The following is a 22,268-nucleotide window of genomic DNA, read 5'->3' as shown; positions in this document are numbered from 1 at the left end:
CGTGAGGTGCGGGGCTTCGTCGTTCCCGGAGCCGACCGTTCCCGGGCCCGTCCGGTCCCGACCGGACTCCTGACGGCGCCTCCGACGGCACGCCGACCACCCCCGCAGAACTCCCCCCGCCCCCGGCCCCCGCGCGCCGCCTCAGTGCCGGTGCAGGTGCGCGGTCGCCGTCTCGCGCAGCGACGCGATCGCGGCCTCCGGGTCGTCCGCACCGAAGACCGCGGAGCCCGCGACGAAGGTGTCGGCTCCCGCCTCCGCTGCGATCTCGATCGTCCCGGGTGCGATCCCGCCGTCGACCTGGAGCCAGACGTCGAGCCCGGTGCGGTCCACCACGTTCCGGAGCGTGCGCAGCTTGGGCATCGTCTCCTCCATGAAGGACTGTCCCCCGAAGCCGGGCTCGACCGTCATCACGAGGACCTGGTCGAACTCGGGCAGGAGGTCGAGGTACTCGTCCACCATCGTGCCCGGCTTGAGCGCGATCCCCGCCCGCGACCCGATCTCGCGCAGGCGCCTCGCGAGGGCCACGGCGTCGCGCGCGGCCTCGGCGTGGAAGGTCACGGAGTAGGCGCCGGTCTCGGCGTAGTCGGGGGCCCAGCGGTCGGGGTCCTCGATCATCAGGTGCAGATCGAGCGGTCGGGGCGAGACCTCCTGGAGGCGCTGGACCATGGTCAGCCCGAAGGTGAGGTTCGGCACGAAGTGGTTGTCCATCACGTCGACGTGCACGAGGTCGGCTCCGGCGATGCGCTGCAGCTCGGCCTCGAAGTTCACGAAGTCGGCGGAGAGGATGCTGGGGTTGATCCGTGCGGGCATGCCTCCAGCCTAGATCGGAGCGTCCTCCGCGACCGCCCGGCCGCGCGCGCTCCCGCTCCGGACGTCAGGCGTCCGGCGACGCCGACTCGAGGGGCCGGCGGCGGAGGAGCTGCACGAACATGGCGTCGGTGCCGTGCCGATGCGGCCAGAGCTGCACGTGGAGGGGCCCGTCCGGCAGCGGGAGCGGGTCCGCCGTCACCCCGCGCAGCACGGCCGGCGTGTCGACGAGCTCGAGCTCGTGCCGCTCCTGCGCCAGGGCGAGCACTCGCCGGGTCTCGCCGAGGTGCGGCGAGCAGGTCACGTAGGCCAGCAGCCCGTCGGGAGCGAGAGCCCGCACCGCGGAGTCCAGCAGCTCGCCCTGGAGGGCGGCCAGCGGCTCCACGTCGGCCGCGGACTTGCGCCAGCGCGCCTCGGGCCGCCGCCGCAGCGCGCCGAGACCGGTGCAGGGCGCGTCGAGGAGGATGCGGTCGAACGATCCCGGCTGCTCGTCGCCCAGGTCGCGCCCGTCGCCGGTGCGCACCTCGACCGACGGATCGACGGCGGCCAGCGCCTGCCGCACCAGGCCCGCGCGGCCCGGGACCACCTCGTTCGCGAGCAGAGACGCCCCTCCCGTGCGCGCCTCCGCCGCGAGCAGCGCCGCCTTGCCGCCGGGTCCCGCGCACAGGTCGAGCCAGCGCTCGCCCGGGCGGACCGGCCGTGCCCGGGAGAGTGCTAGAGCGGCGAGCTGGGAGCCCTCGTCCTGCACTCGCACGCGGCCCTCGTGCACCGCGGGGAACGCCTCCGGGTCGCCGCCGGTGCTGGTCATGCCGACCGGCGAGAACCGGTCGGGCTCGGCGTCGGCGATCTCGCCGGGAGACGCCAGGCCCGGCAGAGCGACCAGGTTCACGCGCGGAGCCGCGTTGTCGGCGTCGAGCAGCGCGTCGAGCTCATCGGCCGCCCCCTCCGCCGCCAGCGCCCGTCGCAGGGCGCGCACGATCCACACGGGGTGCGAGCTCAGCGCGGCGATCCGGTCGTCCCCGGAGACCGCGGCGGCGGAGACCCGCTCCCGCCAGTCGACGGCGCTGGAGCGGGAGACCGTGCGCAGCACGGCGTTGGCGAAGGCGACCGCTCCCCGCGAGGAGCCGGCCGCGACGAGCGCGACGCTCTCGTTCACCGCGGCGTGCGGGGCCACGCGGGTCGCGAGGAGCTGGTGCACGCCCAGGCGCAGCGCGTCGAGGACCGGCGCGTCGATGCTCTCGACGGACCGGCCGGCCGCGAGGGCGATCACGCGGTCGTAGTAGCCGGACATCCGCAGGGTGCCGTAGCAGAGCTCGGTGGCCAGTCCCGCGTCGGCGGGCGAGAGGCCGGCGGCGCTGATCCGCGCCGGCAGGACCAGGTTCGCATAGGCGTCCGACCCGCTCACCGCGAGCAGGACGTCGTAGGCGACCCGGCGGGCGGGAGCGGCCTCGCGCCGGGCGCTCACGCGAGCACCGTGCTCTCGCGCAGACCGCGGGCCCAGGCCGCGCCGGCCATCGGGTTCTTGCCGGCGGGCTGGACGCTGACGAGCTCGACCGCTCCGTCCGCGGTGCCGACGAGGGCGCGCCCCGAGTCGAGGCGGACGACGCCCGGAGCGAGGTCGCCCTCCGCCGCGCGGACCGCGAGCACCTTGAGGCGGGCGTCGCCCACCGCGGTCGAGGCTCCGGGCTCGGGAGTCGTTCCGCGCACGAGCGCGAGGACCCGCGCGGTGGGGAGCGTCCAGTCGATCCGGCCGTCGGCCGCGTCGAGCTTGGGAGCGGGGGTCGGCTCTCCGGCCTGCGGAGTCGCGACGGCCGTGCCCTCCTCCAGCGCGTCGACCACGCCGAGGGTGAGGCCGGCGCCGCTCCCGGCCAGCTCCGCCAGCAGCTCGCCCGCGGTGCGCTCCCCCGCGTCGACGGCGAGCTCGGCGTAGACGTCGCCCGCGTCGAGCTCGGCGACCAGCTGGAAGACGCTCGCACCGATCCGCGTGTCGCCGGCCATCAGGGCCCGCTGGACGGGGGCCGCCCCGCGCCAGCGCGGCAGCAGGGAGAAGTGCAGGTTGATCCAGCCCAGGCGCGGCACCGCCAGCAGGCGCTGCCGGACGAGGCCGCCGTAGGCCACGATCACGCCTAGATCGGGGGCGAGCCCCGCGATCCGGTCCGTCACGTCCTCGTCGAGGCGGTTCGCCCGGATCACCGGGATCCCCAGCTCCTCGGCCGCGACGGCGACCGGCGAGGGGGTGAGCACGCGCTTGCGGCCCACCGGGGCGTCCTCCCGGGTGACCACGGCGGCGACCTCGTGCGCGGAGGCGGCGAGGTCGCGGAGGGTCGGGACGGCGGCGGCGGGCGTGCCGGCGAAGACGAGGCGCACGGGGGTCTCCTGGGGAGTCAGAGGATGTCGGGGTCGTCGAGACGGACCCGGAGCCGGGGGGCCGGCCGGAAGCGGCCGGGCGTGGTCGGCGGGCGACGGCGGCGCGTGGCGTTGCGGATCACGGCGGAGCGGAGGCGGGCGGCCACCTCCGCACCGCGAGCGTAGTCGAACCGCACGATCGCCCGGACGGAGCCGTCCTCGAGCCCGACCGGACCGAGCACCTCGTGCCGGTCGTCCTCGTCGAGCGCATCGAGCGCCTCCTCCACCGCGTGCGCGTCACCGCTCACCGTCGCCAGGCGCACCGCGGGCGGGAACCGCAGAGCGCGCCGCTCCTGCAGCTCGGCCCGGAGGTACTCGGCCTGCCGCCAGGTCGCCAGGGCGGTCGCGAGCCGGCCGCCGACCCCGACCAGGAGCACCGGGGCGCCCGGGCGGGCCAGCGCCGCGGCGTTCGACCAGGTGCGGAGCGCGTCGTCGGCGACCCGCAGGCTCTCGCGAGCCAGCATGCGCTCGCCGTCCAGCAGCAGGACGGCGTGGTAACCGCCGTCGGCCCGCGGCTCCGCTCCGCGCGTGGCCACGACGAGCGCGGGCTCGTCGGGGAGGGTGAGCACAGGGCGCTGCCCGTCGGCGACGATCACTGTGGCTCCCGGGAAGGCGCGCCCGAGCTCCTCCGCGGTGCGGCCGGCGCCGAGGGAGACGAGGCGCAGAGCCGTCGCCTCGCAGACGGAGCAGGTCCAGTCGGCCGCGATCAGGCCGCACCAGCCGCAGCTCGGCCGCCCGCCCTCGGAGTGCACGCCGAGCGGACCCTGGCAGCGGTTGCAGCGCGCGACGGTCCGGCAGCGGGCGCAGGCGACCACGGGCGCGTAGCCGGGGCGCGCGACCTGCACCAGCACCGGGCCGGAGTCGAGGGCCTTCCGCGCCTCCCGCCAGGCGGAGGAGGGGATGCGCGCGGCCGCGTCGTGCTCGTCGGCCGCCCACTGCTGCGCCGTCGGCACGACGTGCGGGCGGCGGCTCGGCCGCGGCTCCACCTCGGTCGCGAAGCCGATCTCGACGAGCCGCTCGACCTCGACCGTGCGCGTGTTGCCGAGCAGGACGAGGCCGGCGCCGCTCTGCTCCTGCCGCACCAGGGCGACGTCGCGGGCGTGCGCGTAGGGTGCGAGCGGCTCGGCGAAGAGTGGATCCCCGTCGTCCCAGAGCGCGATCAGGCCGAGGGCGGAGGAGGGCGCGTAGAGGACGGAGCGGTTGCCGACGACGACCCGCGGCCCGGGATCGAGGCAGCGGACGAAGGCGGAGTACCGCTCGGCGCCCTTCTGCCGCGCATCGAGGCGCACCACCGCCTCCGCGGGGACGAGGGCGGCGAGTGCGAGCTCCAGCTGCTCCTGGTCGCGGTAGTCGGGGACGGCCAGGATCGCGTCGCGGCCCGCGGCGAGCGTCTCCCGGGCGAGCTCGGCGAGCGTGACGGCCCAGCCGCCGACCCAGGCGCCCGAGGCGAGCCTCACGGGAGCCGGCACGGCCCCGACCGCCAGGCGGGCCCCCTCGGCCAGCCCGGCGAAGGAGGCGTCGGGGTAGCCCGTCACGCCGCCCGCCTCGACCGCGGGCGCCGCAGGAGCGGGACCCGCGGCGAGGCGCGCCTTCTCCACGCGGACGTGGCGGCGCGGCACGGCCAGGCGCAGCACGTCGCTCGCGCCGCCGGAGGCGCGGTCGGCCACTCGGCGGGCCAGGGCCCAGACCTCCGGAGTCAGCACGACGAGCGGCGAGACCAGCTCCTCGATGCCGCTGAGCGCTCCGGCGTGCTCGGTCCCCTCCCCCGTCTCGACGACGAACGCGTCGGCGATCCGGCCCCCGGTGCGCAACGGCACGCGCACGCGCACGCCGGGGACCACCCCGCCGCGCAGCGCCTCCGGCACCGCGTAGTCCAGGAGCCGGTCGAGCTGCGGGAGGGGCGAGTCCAGGAGCACGCGCGCGACGGCTCCGCTCGTCGCCATCGCCGCCGCGTCCGCTACGAGAGGCCCGCGGCGGAGCGCAGGTCGTCGACCCGGTCGAGACGCTCCCAGGTGAAGTCGGGGAGCTCACGGCCGAAGTGGCCGTAGGCCGCGGTCTGCGCGTAGATCGGGCGGAGCAGGTCGAGCGCGTGGATGATCGCGGCCGGGCGCAGGTCGAAGACCGAGCGGATCGCCTCGGTGATCGTCTCGTCGGAGACGGTGCCGGTGCCGAAGGTCTCGACGTAGAGGCCGACCGGGGCCGCCTTGCCGATGGCGTAGGCGACCTGCACCTCCAGCCGCGAGGCGAGCCCTGCGGCGACCGCGTTCTTGGCGACCCACCGCATGGCGTAGGCGGCCGAGCGGTCCACCTTCGACGGGTCCTTGCCCGAGAACGCGCCGCCGCCGTGGCGGGACGCTCCGCCGTAGGTGTCGACGATGATCTTGCGGCCGGTGAGGCCGGCGTCGCCCTGCGGGCCGCCGATCTCGAAGCGGCCGGTCGGGTTGATCAGGAGGCGCACGGCGGAGGAGTCGAGGTCGACCGTCTCGAGCACGGGGCGGATGACGTGCGCCGCGATGTCCGCGTGGATGGTCTCGGTGCTGACGTGCTCGGCGTGCTGGGTGGACAGCACGACGGTGTCGATGGTGGACGGCGTGGTGCCGTCGTAGCCGATGGTGACCTGGGTCTTGCCGTCCGGCCGGAGGTAGTCGAGCTCGCCCGACTTGCGGACGGCGGCCAGGCGCTCGGCGAGGCGGTGCGAGAGCCAGCTCGGCAGCGGCATGTACTCGGGGGTCTCGTCGGTCGCGAAGCCGAACATCAGGCCCTGGTCGCCCGCGCCCTGGCGGTCGAAGGCGTCCTCGCCCGCCTCGGAGGAGCGGACCTCGAGCGCCGTGTCGACGCCCGCCGCGATCTCGGGCGACTGCTGGCCGATCGAGACCGAGACGCCGCAGGAGCGGCCGTCGAAGCCCTTCTCCGAGGAGTCGTAGCCGATCTCGACGATCGTATCGCGGACGATCTTGGGGATCTCGACGTAGCCGCTCGTGGAGACCTCGCCCGCGACGTGCACGAGCCCCGTCGTGACCAGCGTCTCGACGGCGACCCGGCTGTGCGGGTCCTCGCGGAGCAGGGCGTCGAGGATGCGGTCCGAGATCTGATCGCAGATCTTGTCCGGGTGGCCCTCGGTGACGGACTCGGAGGTGAACAGGCGGAGGGGACCGGAGGTCATGCTTCTCTTCTCGTCCCGGCTCGTGCGCACCGGGGTCGTTCGTACCGGGAGTGGCCTGGCGGGCGCGATGCCGGGCGGCAGGCGATCGGCGCCTGGGCGGGCGGACCGGCGGGGCTAGCGCACGACCGCGTCGAGGACGCGATCGGCCACCTCCGCCTTGCTGCCCGAGGCCTCGCCAACTATAACGCCGGCCCGATCGAGGACCACGACGGCGTTGCTGTCGCTCTGGAAACCCTCGGCCCAGCCCACCCTGTTGAGGACCAGCAGGTCGCAGCCCTTGCGGACGATCTTGGCGCGGCCGAGGGCGAGCATCGCGTCCCGGTCCGGCTCGGTCTCCGCGGCGAAGCCGACGACGATCTGCCCCTCCCGCCGGGAGGCGGAGATCTCGGCGAGGACGTCCGGGTTCTTGACGAGCTCGAGGACGAGCCGGTCGCCCTGCTGCTCCTTCTTGATCTTCGCCTCGGCGACCGCGGCGGGCCGGTAGTCGGCGACGGCCGCGGCCATGATCACGACGTCCGCGCCGGGGGCCGCGGCGAGGGCGGCCTCGCGCAGCTCGAGCGCAGTGCCCACCGGGAGGACCGTGACGCCCTCCGGCGCCGGCACGTCGAGGTTCGCGGCGAGGAGGGTGACCTCCGCGCCCCGGGCCGCAGCGGCCAGCGCGAGCGCGACGCCCTGCCTGCCGCTGGAGCGGTTGCCGACGAAGCGCACCGGGTCGAGGGGCTCGCGGGTGCCGCCGGCGGTCACGAGGACGCGCACGCCCGCGAGGTCGCGGCGGGCGGAGGCGGAGCGGGCGTGGACGGCGAGGGCCTCCGCGACGATCGTCTCGGGCTCCTCCATGCGGCCCGGGCCCGAGTCTGCGCCGGTGAGGCGCCCGACCGCGGGGCCGACGACGTGCACGCCGCGGGAGCGGAGCACCGCCATGTTCGCGACGGTGGCGGCGTTCGCCCACATCTCGGTGTGCATCGCGGGGGCGACCACGAGCGGGGCCGTGCTCGCCAGCACCGTGTTGCCGAGCAGGTCGTCGGCGAGACCGGCGGCGAGCTTCGCGAGCGTGTGCGCCGTGGCGGGCGCGATCACGATGAGGTCGGCGGCCTGGCCGATGGCCACGTGCCGGACCTCGGCGACGCCCTCGTAGAGCTCGGTGTGGACCGGGTTCCGCGAGATGGCCTCGAGGGTGGGCTTCCCGACGAAGCGCAGCGCGGCCTCGGTCGCGACGACGTGCACGTCGTGCTCCGCGAGGACCAGCGCGCGGACGACTCCGACGGCCTTGTACGCGGCGATGCCGCCGGTGATGCCGACGACGACGTTGAGCCGTCGGCCGGCCTCGAGAGAGGAGCCCACCCGGAGGGGACTACTCGGCGAGGGGCTTGGCGACGAGCTTGTCCTCGTTGATCTCGTGCAGTGCGACCGAGAGGGGCTTGTCGTCGATGGTGGAGTCGACCAGCGGGCCGACGTTGTCGAACAGGCTGCCCTCGTGGAGGTCGGCGTAGTAGTCGTTGATCTGGCGGGCGCGCTTGGAGGCGAAGATCACCAGCGCGTACTTCGAGTCGACCTTCGAGAGGAGCTCGTCGATGGGCGGGTCGATGATGCCGAGGTTGTTGGCCATGGGTGTCTCCTTGCAGGCGCATCAGCGCCGATCTGCGGCTCCGGAGCAACACGGCGCGCGGGCTCCGAGGGGCGTGAGCCCGGTGGGACCCGGGGCGTCGGCCCGGAGGTGGTCGGTGGCCCGGTGTCAGCGGCCCGGGTCAGCGGGCGCGCCGTCGGCACGAGGCGACATCAATTCTACGACCTCGCGGGCCGCTTCGGGCACGGTGCTGTTGACGACGGCGAAATCGAACTCGTCCTGCGCGGCCAGCTCCACCCTCGCGGTGGCCAGGCGGCGCTCCTGCTCCTCCGCGCTCTCGGTGCCGCGGCCGACCAGCCGACGGACCAGCTCGTCCCAGCTCGGCGGCAGGAGGAAGACCAGGCGGGCGTCCGGCATCCGCTCGCGCACCTGGCGCGCGCCCTGGATGTCGATCTCGAGCATCACCTGGCGGCCCTGCTCCAGCGCGGCGTCGATGGGACCGCGGGGCGTGCCGTAGCGGTGCGCGTTGTGGACGACGGCGTACTCGAGGAACTCCCCCGCCGCGACCATCCGGTCGAACTCGGCGTCGTCGACGAAGTAGTAGCTGACGCCGTCCACCTCGCCCGGACGCGGGGCCCGGGTGGTGGCCGAGACCGAGAGCAGGACGTCCGGGTAGTTCTCGCGGATGTAGGTGGACACGGTGCCCTTGCCGACCGCGGTCGGACCGGCGAGGACGAGCAGGCGGTTGCGGCCGGGGCGGCGCTGCCGCGACTCCCGCTCCTCCAGGAACGACGCCAGGCCCTCGACCTGGCGCCGGCCGAGCCCGCCGAGGCGCTTCGACTCGGCGATCCGCAGCTGGTCCATCACCCGGGGGGTCTTCACCACGCCGAGCGCGGGCACGGCGCGGAGCAGCTCGCTGACGCGCATCCGCCCCTCGACTCCGAGCGGCTCGGCCTGGGCCGCCGCGAGCACGGCGGTCGCGGGGCGGCGTCCGGCGGCGACGGCCTTCTTCACGGCGGCGCGGGCACGGCGCGCCGCGATCGCGGCCTCGGAGGCGGCTCGCCGGTCGACCTCGGGCGGCGAGGGACGGCGCACGGCCTCCGGGCGCGACGAGGCGCCGGGATCGGGGCTGACGGTTTCAGCGGACAAGGGTCTCCTGGATGTCGGTCGCGCGGCGGGTGATCTCGGCCGCGATCCCCGAGGGGCCGGCGCCGAGCACGCTGCGCGACTCGCTGACGATGGTGGCGGCGCTCAGCGCGCCGAACAGCCGCTGCGCGTCCGCGACGGCCGCGCCCTGGTGGCCGAAGCCGGGCGCGAGCACCGGGAGTGCGGGGTGCAGCGGCTCGTCGATGCCGATGCCGAAGTCGCCCAGGGCGACCGTGGCGCCGAGCACCACGCCGACCGATCCGATCGACGCGCGAGCGTGAGCGTCGTTCCAGGATGCCACGTCCGCCACGACCGCGCGTGCCACGGTGGAACCCGCACGGCCGCCGTCCTGCACGAGGGCGCGCTGCACGGGGCGGGCCTCGGGGTTGGAGGTGGCCGCGAGGACGAACACGCCCTTGCCCGCCTCCTCGGCGAGGCTCAGCATCCCCTCGAGGGAGCCGAGCCCCTGGTAGGCCGCTGCGGTCATGGCGTCCGCCTCGAGCGGCGAGCCCGGCCGGAGCCACGCCTCGGCGTACGCGGTGACGCTGGTGCCGATGTCGCCGCGCTTGACGTCGGCGATCACCAGCAGTCCGGCCTCGCGGGCGTCGGCGAGCACGCGCTCGAGCGCGGCGTAGCCCGCCGAGCCGTGCCGCTCGAAGAACGCGATCTGCGGCTTCACGACGCCCACGCGGCCGGCCGCCGCCTCGACGACCGTGCGGCCGAAGCTCTCGAGCCCGGCCGCGTCGTCGGCGAGGCCCCACGCGTCGAGCAGGTACGCGTGCGGGTCTATCCCGACGCAGAGCCGGCCGTGCGCGGCGAACGCCGCCTCGAGGCGCGAGCCGAAGGAGGCGGTGCCCGCCGCGCCGCCGCTCACGCGGTGCGCTCCGCGCGGCGCAGGGCGTAGTCCTGCAGGCTCGTCACCTCGAACGGCTCGTTCGCCGCGTCGAGCGAGGCGACCGCGGCGGCGAGCTGAGCGATCGTGGTGAACAGCGGCTTGTCCGCGGCGACCGCGGCGGCGCGGATCTCGTAGCCGTCGGCGCGGGTCGCTCCTCCGCTGGGCGTGTTGATCACCACGTCGACCTCGTCGCGGGCGATCAGCTCGACGATCGAGGGCGCGTCGCCCTCGGCGGCCTCGCTGTACTTGCGGACCACGCGGGCCTGGATGCCGTTGCGGTTCAGCACCTCGGCCGTGCCCTCGGTCGCGAGGATGTCGAAGCCGAGCTGGCGCAGGCGCAGCGCGGGCAGGACGATCGAGCGCTTGTCGCGGTCGGCGACCGAGATGAAGACGGTCCCACCGGTCGGCATGCCGCCGTACGCCGCGTCCTGGCTCTTCGCGAAGGCGCGCGGGAAGTCGCGGTCGATCCCCATGACCTCGCCGGTGGAGCGCATCTCGGGCCCGAGCAGCGAGTCGACGATCTGGCCCTCCTTGGTGCGGAAGCGCTTGAACGGCAGGACCGCCTCCTTCACCGCGATGGGAGAGTCCATCGGGACGTCGGAGCCGTCGCGCTCGGGGAGCAGGCCCTCGGCCTTGAGTGCGGCGATGGTCTCGCCGACCATCAGGCGCGAGGCGGCCTTCGCGAGCGGGATCCCCAGCGCCTTCGACACGAACGGCACGGTGCGCGAGGCCCGGGGGTTCGCCTCGAGCACGTAGAGCACGCCCTGGCCGATCGCGAACTGCACGTTGAGCAGTCCCCGGACGCCGACGCCCTGCGCGATCGCGAGGGTCGCCTCCCGCACCTGGTCGATCTGGCGGCGACCCAGCGTCACCGGCGGGAGCGTGCAGGCCGAGTCGCCGGAGTGGATGCCGGCCTCCTCGATGTGCTCCATCACGCCGCCGATGTAGAGCTGCTCACCGTCGAAGAGCGCGTCGACGTCGATCTCGATCGCGTCGTCGAGGAAGCGGTCCACCAGCAGCGGGTGCGCCTCGTCGATGATCCCCTCGCCGGCCATCCGCTCGAAGTAGTCCTCGAGCTGGGGAGTGCCGTAGACGATCTCCATCCCGCGCCCGCCGAGGACGAACGACGGACGGACGAGGACCGGGTAGCCGATCTCCACCGCGACCTCGCGGGCGCCGTCGAGGTCGGTGGCCGTGCCGTTGCGCGGAGCGAGCAGCCCCGCCTCGTCGAGGATGCGCGAGAAGGCGCCGCGCTCCTCCGCGAGGTCGATGTTCGCGGGGGTCGTGCCGAGGATGGGCACGCCGGCCGCCTCCAGGCCCGCGGCGAGCCCGAGCGCGGTCTGGCCGCCCAGCTGCACGACGACGCCCACGAGCTCGCCGGACTGCGACTCGGCGTGGATGACCTCGAGCACGTCCTCGAGCGTCAGCGGCTCGAAGTAGAGGCGGTCCGAGGTGTCGTAGTCGGTCGAGACCGTCTCGGGGTTGCAGTTGATCATGATCGTCTCGAAGCCCGCGTCCGAGAGCGCGAACGAGGCGTGCACACAGGAGTAGTCGAACTCGACGCCCTGGCCGATGCGGTTGGGGCCGGAGCCGAGGATGACGACCTTGCGGCGGTCCGCGGCGACGACCTCCGTCTCCTCGTCGTACGAGGAGTAGTGGTACGGAGTGAGCGCGGGGAACTCCCCCGCGCAGGTGTCGACGGTCTTGTAGACCGGGCGCACGTCGAGCGCGTGGCGGGTGCGGCGGACCTCCGCCTCGTCGAGCCCGCGGAGCTCGGCGATCTGAGCGTCCGAGAAGCCGTGGTCCTTCGCCAGGCGGAGGAGCCCGGCGTCGAGACCGTCGTGCTCGCGCACCAGGTCGGCGATCTCGTTGATCAGCACGATCTGGTCGAGGAACCAGGGGTCGATCTTCGTGGACTCGAACGCCTGCTCGACGGTCGCGCCCAGCCGCAGCGCCTGCTGCACCGTCACGATGCGGCCGTCGGTCGGGGTCTTCGCGATCTCGAGGAGCTCCTCCACCGACCGCTCCTGCGCACCCCAGTGGAACGACGACCCGCGCTTCTCGAGCGACCGCAGCGCCTTCTGCAGCGCCTGCGCGTAGTTGCGGCCGATGGCCATCGCCTCGCCCACCGACTTCATGGTGGTGGTCAGCGTCTTGTCGGCGGCGGGGAACTTCTCGAACGCGAACCGCGGGACCTTCACGACGACGTAGTCCAGCGTCGGCTCGAAGCTCGCCGGGGTCACCTTGGTGATGTCGTTCGGGATCTCGTCGAGGCGGTAGCCGATGGCGAGCTTCGCGGCGATCTTGGCGATCGGGAAGCCGGTCGCCTTGGAGGCGAGGGCGGAGGAGCGGGAGACGCGCGGGTTCATCTCGATCACGATGATCCGGCCGTCCGCCGGGTCGATCGCGAACTGGATGTTGCAGCCGCCGGTGTCCACGCCCACGTCGCGGATGATCCGGATGCCGATGTCGCGCAGCTTCTGGTACTCGCGGTCGGTGAGGGTCAGCGCCGGTGCGACGGTGATCGAGTCGCCCGTGTGCACGCCGACGGGGTCGACGTTCTCGATCGAGCAGACGACGACCGTGTTGTCGGCCGTGTCGCGCATCAGCTCGAGCTCGTACTCCTTCCAGCCGAGGATCGACTCCTCCAGGAGCACCTCGGTGGTGGGGCTCTGGTGCAGGCCGTCGCCGACCATCCGCACCAGCTCCTCGCGGGTGTAGGCGAAGCCGGAGCCGAGGCCGCCCATGGTGAAGGACGGGCGGATGACGAGGGGGTAGCCCAGGTCCTCGGCGTACTCGATCGCCTCGTCGACGGTGTGCGCGATGTAGGACTTCGCGACGTCGGCGCCCGCGTCCAGCACCAGCTGCTTGAAGATCTGGCGGTCCTCGCCGCGGTTGATCGCCTCGAAGCTCGCGCCGATGAGCTCGACGCCGTACTTCTCGAGGATCCCGAGGTCGTGCAGCTGGATGGCCGCGTTGAGGGCCGTCTGCCCGCCGAGGGTCGGCAGGATCGCGTCCGGCTTCTCCTTGGCGATGATCGCCTCGATCGCCTTGGGCGTGATCGGCTCGACGTAGGTGGCGTCGGCGAAGTCGGGGTCGGTCATGATCGTCGCCGGGTTGGAGTTGACGAGGATGACGCGCACCCCCTCGGCGCGGAGCACTCGGCAGGCCTGGGTGCCGGAGTAGTCGAACTCGACGGCCTGTCCGATGACGATCGGGCCGGAGCCGATGACCAGGACGCTCTGGATGTCTTCCCTGCGCGGCATTACTTCTGCTCTCCGATGCTGCTGGTCGTGGGGATGTCGGTGGGCTCCGAGGCCGGGCGCCCGGCCGTGCGCTGCACGACCATCTCGCGGAAGCGGTCGAAGAGGTGGTTGGAGTCGTGCGGGCCGGCCGCCGCCTCCGGGTGGTACTGCACCGAGAAAGCGGGGATGTCGATACAGCGCAGGCCCTCCACGACCGAGTCGTTGAGGGAGTAGTGGCTGACCTCGACGCGCCCGAAGCCCTCGGGCGAGTCCAGCTCGCCCTCGATCGGAGCGTCCACGGCGAACCCGTGGTTCTGCGAGGTGATCTCCACGCGGCCGGTGAGCTTGTCGAGCACCGGCTGGTTGATCCCGCGGTGCCCGAACGGGAGCTTGTAGGTGCCGAAGCCGAGCGCGCGCCCCAGCAGCTGGTTGCCGAAGCAGATGCCGAAGAACGGCAGGTCGGCGCGCAGGGTGGTGCGCAGAAGCTCGACGTGGCGGTCCGAGGCCTCGGGGTCGCCGGGGCCGTTGGAGAAGAAGAGCGCGGACGGGTCGAGCGCGAGCACCTGCTCGGCGGTCACCGACTCGGGCAGCACGTGCACGTCGAAGCCGCGCTCCGCGAGGTAGGTGACCGTCGAGGTCTTCACGCCCAGGTCGATCACCGCGACCGAGCCGACGCGCTCGCCGCGGGCGGGGACCGTGTACTGCTCATCGGTCGAGACCGAGGAGGAGAGGTTGAGCCCCTGCATCTGCCGGCCGCCGAGGACCAGCGCGAGCTGCTCCTCCTCGGGGAGGGCGAGGTCCTCGCCGGAGAACACGCCGGCGCGCATCGAGCCGGCCGAGCGGATGTGGCGGGTGATCGCGCGGGTGTCGACGCCGGAGATCCCGACGATGCCGTCGGACTCCAGGTCGTCGCCGAGGGAGCGCTGCGCGCGGAAGTTGGAGACGACGCGGGAGGGGTCGCGGACGACGTAGCCGGCGACCCAGATGCGGCGCGACTCCATGTCCTCGTCGTTGGTCCCGGTGTTGCCGATGTGGGGCGCGGTCTGCACGACGATCTGGCCGGCGAGGCGCTGCAGCTCGGCGACCAGGTGCGCCCGGAGGGCGGGCTCGGCCACACGGAGGTAGCTGTCGACGGTCTCGTCGCCGCGGGGCGACCAGGAGATCACGAGCAGGCCGCCCTCCTCGACGACGCGGTCGATCACGTAGCTGCCCTGGCCCGCTCCGCGCAGGAGGGCGGCCGGGATCACCGTCTCGCGCTCGCCGACGGGGGCGATCACGACGCCGCGCTCGTGAAGGCGCAGCACCGCGTTGCCGCGGAAGCCGAGCCCGGGCAGCACGACGCGCTCGAGCGGCTGCTCGAAGCGGGTCGTGGCCACGTACGGCAGGTCGACGCGCTCGACCTCGGCACCCAGCGAGGACGCGGGCACGGGCTCCGGCGCGAGGGCGGCCGAGCGGCGGCGCCGCTTGCGCCAGGAGAGCAGCATGCCGACGAAGACGAGGACGACGACCGCGGCGATGACGATCGTGATCGCGGCCCTATCCACGGGAGGCCTTCGCGGACGCGGCGACGACCGCCGCGTCGACGAGCTCGCCGTCCAGCACGGTCGGGAAGCCCCGGTGGAGAGTGGCGACGACGCGGCCCGGCAGCTCGCGACCGAGGTACGGGGAGTTGCCGCTGCGACCGCGCAGGTCCCCGGCCGAGAAGCGGCGGCGCGCCTCCGGGTCGTAGAGCACGACGTTCGCGGCGGCCCCGACGGCGAGGCCCTGGTCGTAGCCGTCGAGCCGACCGATGCGGGCGGGCGCGGAGGAGAGCACGCGCGCGACGTCGGACCAGCTCATCCGGCCGTCCTCGACGACAGCGGCGTGCACCACGCTCAGCGCGCTCTCGAGGCCGACCATGCCGAACGCCGCGGCGTCCCACTCGCAGTCCTTCGCCTCCACCGGGTGCGGCGCGTGGTCGGTGGCGACGATGTCGATGGTGCCGTCGGCGAGGGCCTCGCGGAGGGCGAGCACGTCCTCGTCGCGGCGCAGCGGCGGGTTCACCTTGAAGCGGGCGTCGTAGCTCGGCCCGTCCTGGCCGGCGACGGCCTGCTCGGTGAGGAGCAGGTGGTGGGGGGTGACCTCGGCGGTCACGTCGATCCCCCGGGCCTTCGCCCAGCGGATGACGTCGACCGAGCCCGCCGTCGAGACGTGGCAGACGTGCAGTCGGGAGCCCACGTGCTCGGCGAGGAGCACGTCGCGCGCGATGATCGCCTCCTCGGCCACGGCGGGCCAGCCCTGCAGCCCGAGGGCGCTGGAGACGGCGCCCTCGTTCATCTGCGCGCCGACGGTGAGCCGCGGCTCCTGCGCGTGCTGGGCGACGACTCCGTCGAACGCTTTGACGTACTCGAGCGCGCGCCGCATCAGCAGCGCGTCCGAGACGCACTTCCCGTCGTCCGAGAAGACCCGCACGGCAGCACGGCTGCGGGCCATCGCGCCGAGCTCGGCGAGCGACTCCCCCGCCAGCCCCACGGTCACCGCACCGATCGGGCGGACCGTCGCGTAGCCGGCGTCCTCGCCCAGGCTCTGGACCTGCTCGACCACGCCCGCGGTGTCCTGCACCGGCGAGGTGTTCGCCATCGCGAAGACGGCGGTGAAGCCGCCCGCGGCCGCAGCGCGCGTGCCGGTGAGGATCGTCTCGCTCTGCTCGAACCCCGGCTCGCGGAGGTGGGTGTGCAGGTCGACCAGGCCGGGCAGCGCCAGCAGGCCGTCGGCGTCGATCACGCGGGCCCCGCTCGAGTCGAGGTCGGCGCCGATCTCGACGATCACGCCCCCGTCGATCAGCAGGTCGGCGGTCGACTCGTCGGCGAGGGTCGCTCCCGAGATCAGGATCCGCTCCGTCGCCGTGCTCGGGCGTTGCTGGGCAGTGCTCATCAGTGGACCTCCCGTTCGCCGGACAGCAGCAGGTAGAGCGCGGCCATCCGGACGGACACTCCGTTCGTGACCTGTTCGAGCACCGTGGAGCGGCTCGAATCGGCGGCCGCCGAGGAGATCTCGACGCCCCTGTTCATGGGTCCGGGGTGCATGACGATGGTATCCGGACCCAGCCGGGCGAGCCGCTCGTCGTCGAGGCCCCAGATCCGCGCGTACTCACGGCCGTTGGGGAAGAACCCGCTCGACATCCGCTCGAGCTGGATGCGCAGGAGCATCACGACGTCGGGGAGCCCGGTGTCGATCGCCTCGTCCAGATCGAAGCGGACGGTCGCGGGCCAGTCGCGCGTGTCGACCGGCACGAGGGTCGGCGGAGCGACCAGGGTGACCTCGGCGCCCAGCGCCGTCAGCAGCCAGACGTTCGAGCGCGCCACGCGCGAGTGCAGGACGTCGCCGACGATGGTCACCGCGACGCCGTCGAGGCTCTTGCCCCGGGACGCGGACGCGCCGTGCAGGCGCCGGCGGATGGTGAACGCGTCCAGGAGCGCCTGGGTCGGGTGCTCGTGGGTCCCGTCGCCGGCGTTGAGGATCGACGCGTCGATCCAGCCGCTCGCGGCCAGCACCGCGGGAGCTCCGGAGGCGCTGTGGCGGATGACCACGCCGTCGGCGCCCATCGCGGCGAGCGTCTGCGCGGTGTCCTTCAGGCTCTCGCCCTTCGAGACGCTGGAGCCCTTCGCGCTGAAGTTGATGACGTCGGCCGAGAGCCGCTTCGCCGCCGCCTCGAACGAGATCCGCGTGCGGGTGGAGTCCTCGAAGAAGAGGTTGACCACGGTCTTCCCGCGCAGGGTCGGGAGCTTCTTGACCTCGCGGTTCTGCACGTCCGCCATGTCCTCGGCGATGTCGAGGAGGGCGATCGCGCTCGCGCGGTCGAGGTCGCGGGTCGAGAGCAGGTGCTTCACGGAGCCGCCTCCTCGCCGGTGGCGTGCGACTCGATCGCGACCAGGTCCTCGCCGTCCGTCTCGACGAGCCGGACGTTGATCCGCTCGCTCAGGCTGCTCGGAAGGTTCTTGCCGACGAAGTCGGCCCGGATCGGGAGCTCGCGGTGCCCGCGGTCGACCAGCGCGGCCAGCCGCACGGCTCGCGGACGCCCGATGTCGCTGAGGGCGTCCAGGGCGGCGCGGATGGTGCGGCCCGAGAAGAGGACGTCGTCGACGAGGACCACGGTCCGGCCGTCGATGCTCGCGGGGACGGCGGTGCGAGCGGGGGTGCGGACCGGGTGCCGGGAGAGGTCGTCGCGGTACATCGTCACGTCGAGGGAGCCGGCGAAGACGGGGGCCGCGTCCGGCTCGATCCGCGCGATCGTCTCGGCGATGCGCCGCGCGAGGGCGACGCCGCGCGTGGGGATCCCGAGGATGACCAGCGACTCGGGGCCGCGGTTCGACTCGAGGATCTCGTGGGCGATGCGCGTGAGCGCTCGCGTGATGTCAGCGCCGTTGAGCACGATTCGTGCCGTCACACCGACCTCCTTCCCCGCCTCACAGGACGGCTGTTAAAGGAAAAGCCGTGTCGAGTATAGGGGCCGTCGCGCACCCCGCCGGACGGGCCCCCGGGAACGTCCTCGGCCCGCCGGATCACGGGGATCCGGCGGGCCGAGGACGGTCTCGTGGCGGTCAGGCCGTCGTGCGGGACTCCGCGACCGAGGCCAGGAGCCCGTTGATGAAGCCCGCCGAGTCGTCGGTCGACAGCGACGTCGCGGCCTCGACGGCTTCGGAGATCGCGACGCCGTCGGGGACCGCGTCGTTGTGCAGGATCTCCCACACCCCGATCCGGAGGATCGCGCGGTCGACCAGCGGCATGCGCGAGAGGGTCCAGCCCTGGGCGAGGCGGGCGATCAACTCGTCGATCTCGTCGGCGTGGTCGATGACTCCGTCGACGATCTCGCGGGCGTAGAGCCACGAGGCCTCACGAGCCGGCTCGTTCGCCGCCCGCTCGGCCTCGGCGCGCAGCGACTGGGCGAAGCTGATCTGCCGGACGTCGGCGTTGTAGAGGATGTCGAGGGCGCGCTTGCGCGCCTTCGTGCGAGCACTCACGGGAGGCCCGGCTCAGCTGACGCGGCCGAGGTAGTCGCCCGTGCGGGTGTCGACCTTGACCTTCGTGCCCTGCTCGAGGAAGAGCGGGACCTGGATCTGGTAGCCGGTCTCGACCGTCGCGGGCTTGGTGCCGCCGGTCGAGCGGTCGCCCTGGAGGCCGGGCTCCGTGTAGGTGATCTCGAGGACGACCGAGGCGGGGAGGTCGATGTAGAGGGGGTCGCCGTCGTGCAGGGCGAGGGTCACGTTCTGGTTCTCGAGCATGAAGTTCGCCGCGTCGCCGACGACCGCCTCGGGGACGGTGATCTGGTCGTAGTCGCTGGTGTCCATGAACACGAAGTCCGCGCCGTCGCGGTAGAGGTACTGGAAGTCGCGGCGGTCGACGTTGGCCGTGTCGATCTTGGCGCCCGCGTTGAAGGTCTTGTCGACGACCTTTCCGGTGAGGACGTTCTTCATCTTCGTGCGGACGAAGGCGCCGCCCTTGCCCGGCTTGACGTGCTGGAAGTCGATGACGTTCCAGAGCTGGCCGTCGATGCTGAGGACGGTGCCGTTCTTGATGTCGGTGGTAGAGGCCATGCGAAGGGGGATCCGTTTCGGTGGAAGTCTGCGCCGGCGAGCCCGGTACGCGGGCGCGGCGATATCGGCCGGTCCGGCTGACCCGTCGAGTGTAGTCGACGCGGCCCCGTCGGCAGAGGAGTCTGGACGCCGCGTGCGAATCGCCCCACCGGTCCGCCGGAGCGCGAGACGGTGGAGGACCGACCCCGAGGAGGAGCACATGGACACCGTTCCCGCCGACATCGTCGTGCCGCCCTGGTACTCGATCGCGTTCACCGCCGTGCCGATCGTCATCGCCGTCGTGATCGTGCTCGTCGTGGTGCTGATCGTCGTGAACGTGCGCCGGGCGCGCTCGCTCGGAGTGGATCCGCTGACCCTGCGGACCGACGTCGCGGCCCGCTTCGCCCGCGAGGGCCCCGGCTCCGCCCGCCCGCTCGCGGACCGGCTCGCCGAGCTGGAGGCGCTGCGAGCGGCGGGAACGATCACCGAGGCCGAGTACGCCCAGGCGCGGAGGGCGGCCCTGGGCGGAGGCTGACGGCGCCGCCCCGGCGAAGGCTCCTGCTCAACCGGAGCTACGACCCGATCTCCTGGTACGCCGCGAACAGCAGCGACGTCTCCGGACCCTGCAGGATGCTCGGCCGCGCGATGTCGTCGAGGACCACGAAGCGGAGCATCCCCGCGCGGGTCTTCTTGTCGCGCTGCATGGCGGCGAGGAGCGTCTCCCACCGGCCGAGCGGGTAGCTCGTCGGCAGGGTCAGCGACTCGAGGACCCGGCGCTGGCGGTCCACGACCGCGTCGCTGAGCGATCCGGTCAGGCGCGAGAGCTCGGCCGCGAACATCATCCCGACGGAGACCGCCGCGCCGTGGCGCCACTGGTACCGCTCGGCGTGCTCGACCGCGTGCCCGAGGGTGTGCCCGTAGTTCAGGATCTCGCGCAGGCCCTTCTCGGTGAAGTCCTCGCCGACGACCCGCGCCTTGATCCCGATCGACAGCTCGACCAGGCTGCGGAACTCCTCCGACGTCGGGTCGGTGGCCAGGTCGATGTCGGACTCGATGATGTCGAGGATGCGGGGCTCGGCGATCATCCCGTACTTCACGATCTCGCCGAAGCCGGCGAGGATCTCGTTGCGCGGGAGGCTGGTCAGCACGTCGAGGTCGGCGACGACCGCCCGCGGCGCGTGGAAGGCGCCGACCAGGTTCTTGCCCTCGGCCGTGTTGATGCCGGTCTTCCCGCCGACGGCTGCGTCGACCATCCCGAGCACCGTGGTCGGCACCTGCACCAGGTCGACCCCGCGGAGCCAGGTGGCGGCGACGAAGCCGGCCAGGTCGGTGATCGCGCCGCCGCCGAAGCCGACGACCACGTCCGTGCGGGTGAAGTCCGACTGCCCCATCACCTGCCAGCAGAACGCCGCGACCTCCACGCGCTTCGCGGCCTCGGCGTCCGGGACCTCGGCGAGCAGCACCTCGTAGCGCTCGAGCAGGCTCTCGCGGATCTCGGCGGCGAGGACCGCGAGGGTCGGCGGGTGCACGATGAGCACCTTCGCGGCCCGGGGGCCGATCGCGTCGGCGAGGCCGTCGAGGAGTCCGCGCCCGACGTGGATGTCGTAGCCGTTCTCTCCGGCGACGGGAATGGCGGTGGTGCCGTCGTTCATGACTGTCTTCCGCTCGGGCGGCTCGTGGCCGCCGGGTCCGATGGTGCAGGGGTGGCGGAGGAGCGCTGCGCGCGCACCCACTCCGCGATCTCGGCGGCGATCAGGGTGATCGGCCGCCGGGAGGTGTCGACCACGGTGTTCGCGAGGGACTCGTAGACCGGGCGCCGCTCGTCGAAGATGCGGACCCAGTCGCCGACCCCGCCGCGCACCAGAGGGCGGGAGCCGGAGCCGAGCCGGTCGCGGACGGCCTCGGCCGTGGTGGTGAGAAGAACGACGGGCACGTCGGCGAGGTCGGCGCGCGTCGCAGGATCGAGCACCGCTCCCCCGCCGAGGCTCAGCACGACGTCGCGGCGGACGGCGCGCTCGACGACGCGGCGCTCCTCGCGGCGGAAGGCCGGCTCGCCGTGGGCGTCGAAGTAGGGGGCGATCGGGCCGTGGGTGCGCACGAACTCCGCATCGGAGTCGACGAACCCGGCGCTCAGCGCCTTCGCGACCCGCTTGCCGATCGTCGTCTTGCCGGCCCCCATCGGGCCGATCAGGACGACGCGGGCGCGGGCCGCGCCGGTATCGTGACCCGCCATCAGCGGGCCGCCGAGGACGCGGCCATCAGGCGAGCCCGAGACCCGGGTCGCTCGCGGCGGCCGTGCGGAGCTCGTCGGGGACGGCGGCGAGGTAGCCCTGCAGGTTGCGGCGGGTCTCGGTGACGCTGTCGCCGCCGAACTTCTCGAGCACGGCGTTCGCGAGCACCAGGGCGACCATCGCCTCCGCGACGACGCCCGACGCCGGCACCGCGCAGACGTCGGAGCGCTGGTGGTGGGCGCCCGCCGCCTCACCCGTGGCGACGTCGACGGTGCGCAGGGCGTGCGGCACGGTCGCGATCGGCTTCATGCCGGCGCGGACCCGCAGCACGGTCCCCGTGCTCATCCCGCCCTCGGTGCCGCCGGCCCGGTCGCTGGACCGGGAGATCCCGGCGGCGGCCTGGAACAGCTCGTCGTGCGCCTCCGAGCCGCGGCGGGTGGTGGTGAGGAAGCCGTCTCCGACCTCGACGCCCTTGATCGCCTGGATGCCCATCAGTGCCGCCGCGAGCTGGGCGTCGAGGCGACGGTCCCAGTGCACGTAGGAGCCGAGTCCGGGCGGGAGGCCGTACGCGAGGACCTCGACCACGCCGCCGAGGGTGTCGCCGTCGTCGTGGGCGCGGTCCACCTCGGCCACCATGAGGGCGCTGGTCGCGGCGTCGTGGCAGCGCAACGGGTCCGCGTCGAGGGCGGCGACATCTGCCGGCCCGGGCAGCGGCGAGCCCTCGGGCACGCGGACCGGCCCGATGGCGAGCGTGTGGCTGACGAGCGCGATGCCGAGCTCGCCGAGGAAGCGGCGGGCGACGGCGCCGAGGGCGACGCGGGCAGCGGTCTCGCGGGCGGAAGCGCGCTCGAGCACGTTGCGGGACTCGGGGAAGCCGTACTTCTGCATCCCGACGAGGTCGGCGTGGCCCGGGCGGGGACGGGTGAGCGCGGCTCCGCGGCCCTTCGGCAGGCTCTCGGGGTCGCGGGGCTCCGCCGACATGACGTCGACCCAGCGCGGCCACTCCGTGTTGCCGATGCGCAGGGCGATGGGGCTGCCCATCGTCGCTCCGTGCCGGACGCCGGAGGAGATCGTCAGCTCGTCCTGCTCGAAGTTCATCCGGGCCCCGCGGCCGTAGCCGAGCTTCCGGCGCGCCAGATCGGCGCGGACGTCGTCGAGGGAGACGGGGACGCCCGCCGGCAGTCCTTCGAGGACGGCGACGAGTTCGGGACCGTGGGATTCCCCGGCCGTGAGCCAACGGAGCATCCTCCGATTCTGGC

20 protein-coding genes are annotated in these 22,268 nt (G+C 73.5%); 1 reads left to right on the top strand and 19 read right to left on the bottom strand.

Annotated features, from left to right (window positions below; all coding sequences use genetic code 11):
• Positions 1-141 precede the first annotated feature (141 nt).
• The 16 genes from rpe to efp form a co-directional block, all read right to left on the bottom strand.
• Complete coding sequence (gene rpe / locus C5D08_RS14820) at positions 142-810, bottom strand: ribulose-phosphate 3-epimerase (protein ID WP_104277692.1); 669 nt, start codon at positions 808-810, stop codon at positions 142-144.
• A 64-nt stretch (positions 811-874) separates the two neighbouring features.
• Positions 875-2,272 (bottom strand): RsmB/NOP family class I SAM-dependent RNA methyltransferase, encoded by a 1,398-nt coding sequence (locus C5D08_RS14815; protein WP_258067423.1) that lies wholly within the window; start codon positions 2,270-2,272, stop codon positions 875-877.
• Complete coding sequence (locus C5D08_RS17420; RefSeq protein WP_104277690.1) at positions 2,269-3,174, bottom strand: methionyl-tRNA formyltransferase; 906 nt, start codon at positions 3,172-3,174, stop codon at positions 2,269-2,271. The genes C5D08_RS14815 and C5D08_RS17420 overlap by 4 nt, the downstream gene beginning before the upstream one ends.
• Before the next feature lie 17 nt (positions 3,175-3,191).
• Entirely contained in the window at positions 3,192-5,156 is a 1,965-nt protein-coding gene (locus C5D08_RS14805) for a hypothetical protein (protein ID WP_104277689.1), read from the bottom strand.
• Between the two features lie 14 nt (positions 5,157-5,170).
• Complete coding sequence (metK, locus tag C5D08_RS14800) at positions 5,171-6,376, bottom strand: methionine adenosyltransferase (RefSeq protein ID WP_104221839.1); 1,206 nt, start codon at positions 6,374-6,376, stop codon at positions 5,171-5,173.
• Between the two features lie 114 nt (positions 6,377-6,490).
• Positions 6,491-7,717, bottom strand: a complete 1,227-nt coding sequence (gene coaBC / locus C5D08_RS14795) for a bifunctional phosphopantothenoylcysteine decarboxylase/phosphopantothenate--cysteine ligase CoaBC (RefSeq protein ID WP_104277688.1) — start codon at positions 7,715-7,717, stop codon at positions 6,491-6,493.
• Positions 7,718-7,727: 10 nt separating this feature from the next.
• Entirely contained in the window at positions 7,728-7,982 is a 255-nt protein-coding gene (gene rpoZ, locus C5D08_RS14790) for a DNA-directed RNA polymerase subunit omega (RefSeq protein ID WP_104221835.1), read from the bottom strand.
• 126 nt (positions 7,983-8,108) lie between these two features.
• Positions 8,109-9,035 (bottom strand): guanylate kinase, encoded by a 927-nt coding sequence (gmk, locus tag C5D08_RS14785; RefSeq protein ID WP_104277687.1) that lies wholly within the window; start codon positions 9,033-9,035, stop codon positions 8,109-8,111.
• Positions 9,036-9,078: 43 nt separating this feature from the next.
• Complete coding sequence (gene pyrF, locus C5D08_RS14780) at positions 9,079-9,960, bottom strand: orotidine-5'-phosphate decarboxylase (protein ID WP_104277686.1); 882 nt, start codon at positions 9,958-9,960, stop codon at positions 9,079-9,081.
• Complete coding sequence (carB, locus tag C5D08_RS14775; protein ID WP_104277685.1) at positions 9,957-13,247, bottom strand: carbamoyl-phosphate synthase large subunit; 3,291 nt, start codon at positions 13,245-13,247, stop codon at positions 9,957-9,959. The genes pyrF and carB overlap by 4 nt, the downstream gene beginning before the upstream one ends.
• Positions 13,247-14,770 carry a glutamine-hydrolyzing carbamoyl-phosphate synthase small subunit gene (carA, locus tag C5D08_RS14770; RefSeq protein WP_258067422.1) on the bottom strand — a complete coding sequence of 508 codons (1,524 nt, stop codon included), beginning with the start codon at positions 14,768-14,770 and terminating at the stop codon, positions 13,247-13,249. The genes carB and carA overlap by 1 nt, the downstream gene beginning before the upstream one ends.
• Positions 14,763-16,139: a dihydroorotase gene (locus C5D08_RS14765; RefSeq protein WP_104277684.1), complete on the bottom strand. Its 1,377-nt coding sequence runs from the start codon at positions 16,137-16,139 to the stop codon at positions 14,763-14,765. The genes carA and C5D08_RS14765 overlap by 8 nt, the downstream gene beginning before the upstream one ends.
• Positions 16,139-17,095, bottom strand: a complete 957-nt coding sequence (locus C5D08_RS14760; RefSeq protein WP_104277683.1) for an aspartate carbamoyltransferase catalytic subunit — start codon at positions 17,093-17,095, stop codon at positions 16,139-16,141. Before C5D08_RS14760 ends, C5D08_RS14765 begins: the two co-directional genes overlap by 1 nt.
• Entirely contained in the window at positions 17,092-17,652 is a 561-nt protein-coding gene (gene pyrR, locus C5D08_RS14755; RefSeq protein WP_104277682.1) for a bifunctional pyr operon transcriptional regulator/uracil phosphoribosyltransferase PyrR, read from the bottom strand. Before pyrR ends, C5D08_RS14760 begins: the two co-directional genes overlap by 4 nt.
• Positions 17,653-17,806: 154 nt before the next feature.
• On the bottom strand, positions 17,807-18,226 hold the full coding sequence (gene nusB / locus C5D08_RS14750; protein WP_104224751.1) for a transcription antitermination factor NusB: 420 nt from the start codon (positions 18,224-18,226) through the stop codon (positions 17,807-17,809).
• Positions 18,227-18,238: 12 nt separating this feature from the next.
• The gene (gene efp / locus C5D08_RS14745; protein WP_068210208.1) at positions 18,239-18,799 is read right to left on the bottom strand and encodes an elongation factor P; all 561 of its coding nucleotides are present in this window, start codon (positions 18,797-18,799) and stop codon (positions 18,239-18,241) included.
• 199 nt (positions 18,800-18,998) lie between these two features.
• Here efp and C5D08_RS14740 point away from each other — a divergent pair, with 199 nt between their 5' ends.
• The gene (locus C5D08_RS14740; protein ID WP_104277681.1) at positions 18,999-19,313 is read left to right on the top strand and encodes an SHOCT domain-containing protein; all 315 of its coding nucleotides are present in this window, start codon (positions 18,999-19,001) and stop codon (positions 19,311-19,313) included.
• A gap of 37 nt (positions 19,314-19,350) precedes the next feature.
• Here the strand turns inward: C5D08_RS14740 and aroB are convergent, their stop codons facing one another.
• From aroB to aroC, 3 genes are read right to left on the bottom strand one after another with little or no spacing between them, the layout of a single operon-like run.
• Positions 19,351-20,430, bottom strand: a complete 1,080-nt coding sequence (gene aroB / locus C5D08_RS14735; protein ID WP_104224752.1) for a 3-dehydroquinate synthase — start codon at positions 20,428-20,430, stop codon at positions 19,351-19,353.
• Positions 20,427-21,011 carry a shikimate kinase gene (locus C5D08_RS14730; protein ID WP_104277680.1) on the bottom strand — a complete coding sequence of 195 codons (585 nt, stop codon included), beginning with the start codon at positions 21,009-21,011 and terminating at the stop codon, positions 20,427-20,429. Before C5D08_RS14730 ends, aroB begins: the two co-directional genes overlap by 4 nt.
• Before the next feature lie 25 nt (positions 21,012-21,036).
• A complete protein-coding gene (aroC, locus tag C5D08_RS14725; protein WP_104277679.1) occupies positions 21,037-22,254 on the bottom strand; it encodes a chorismate synthase in 1,218 nt (405 codons plus the stop codon).
• Between the last annotated feature and the right edge of the window lie 14 nt (positions 22,255-22,268).

The organism is Rathayibacter sp. AY1B6 (assembly GCF_002932755.1).
In the GTDB taxonomy this organism is placed as follows: domain Bacteria; phylum Actinomycetota; class Actinomycetes; order Actinomycetales; family Microbacteriaceae; genus Rathayibacter.
This window is presented reverse-complemented; position numbering and strand designations above follow the sequence as displayed.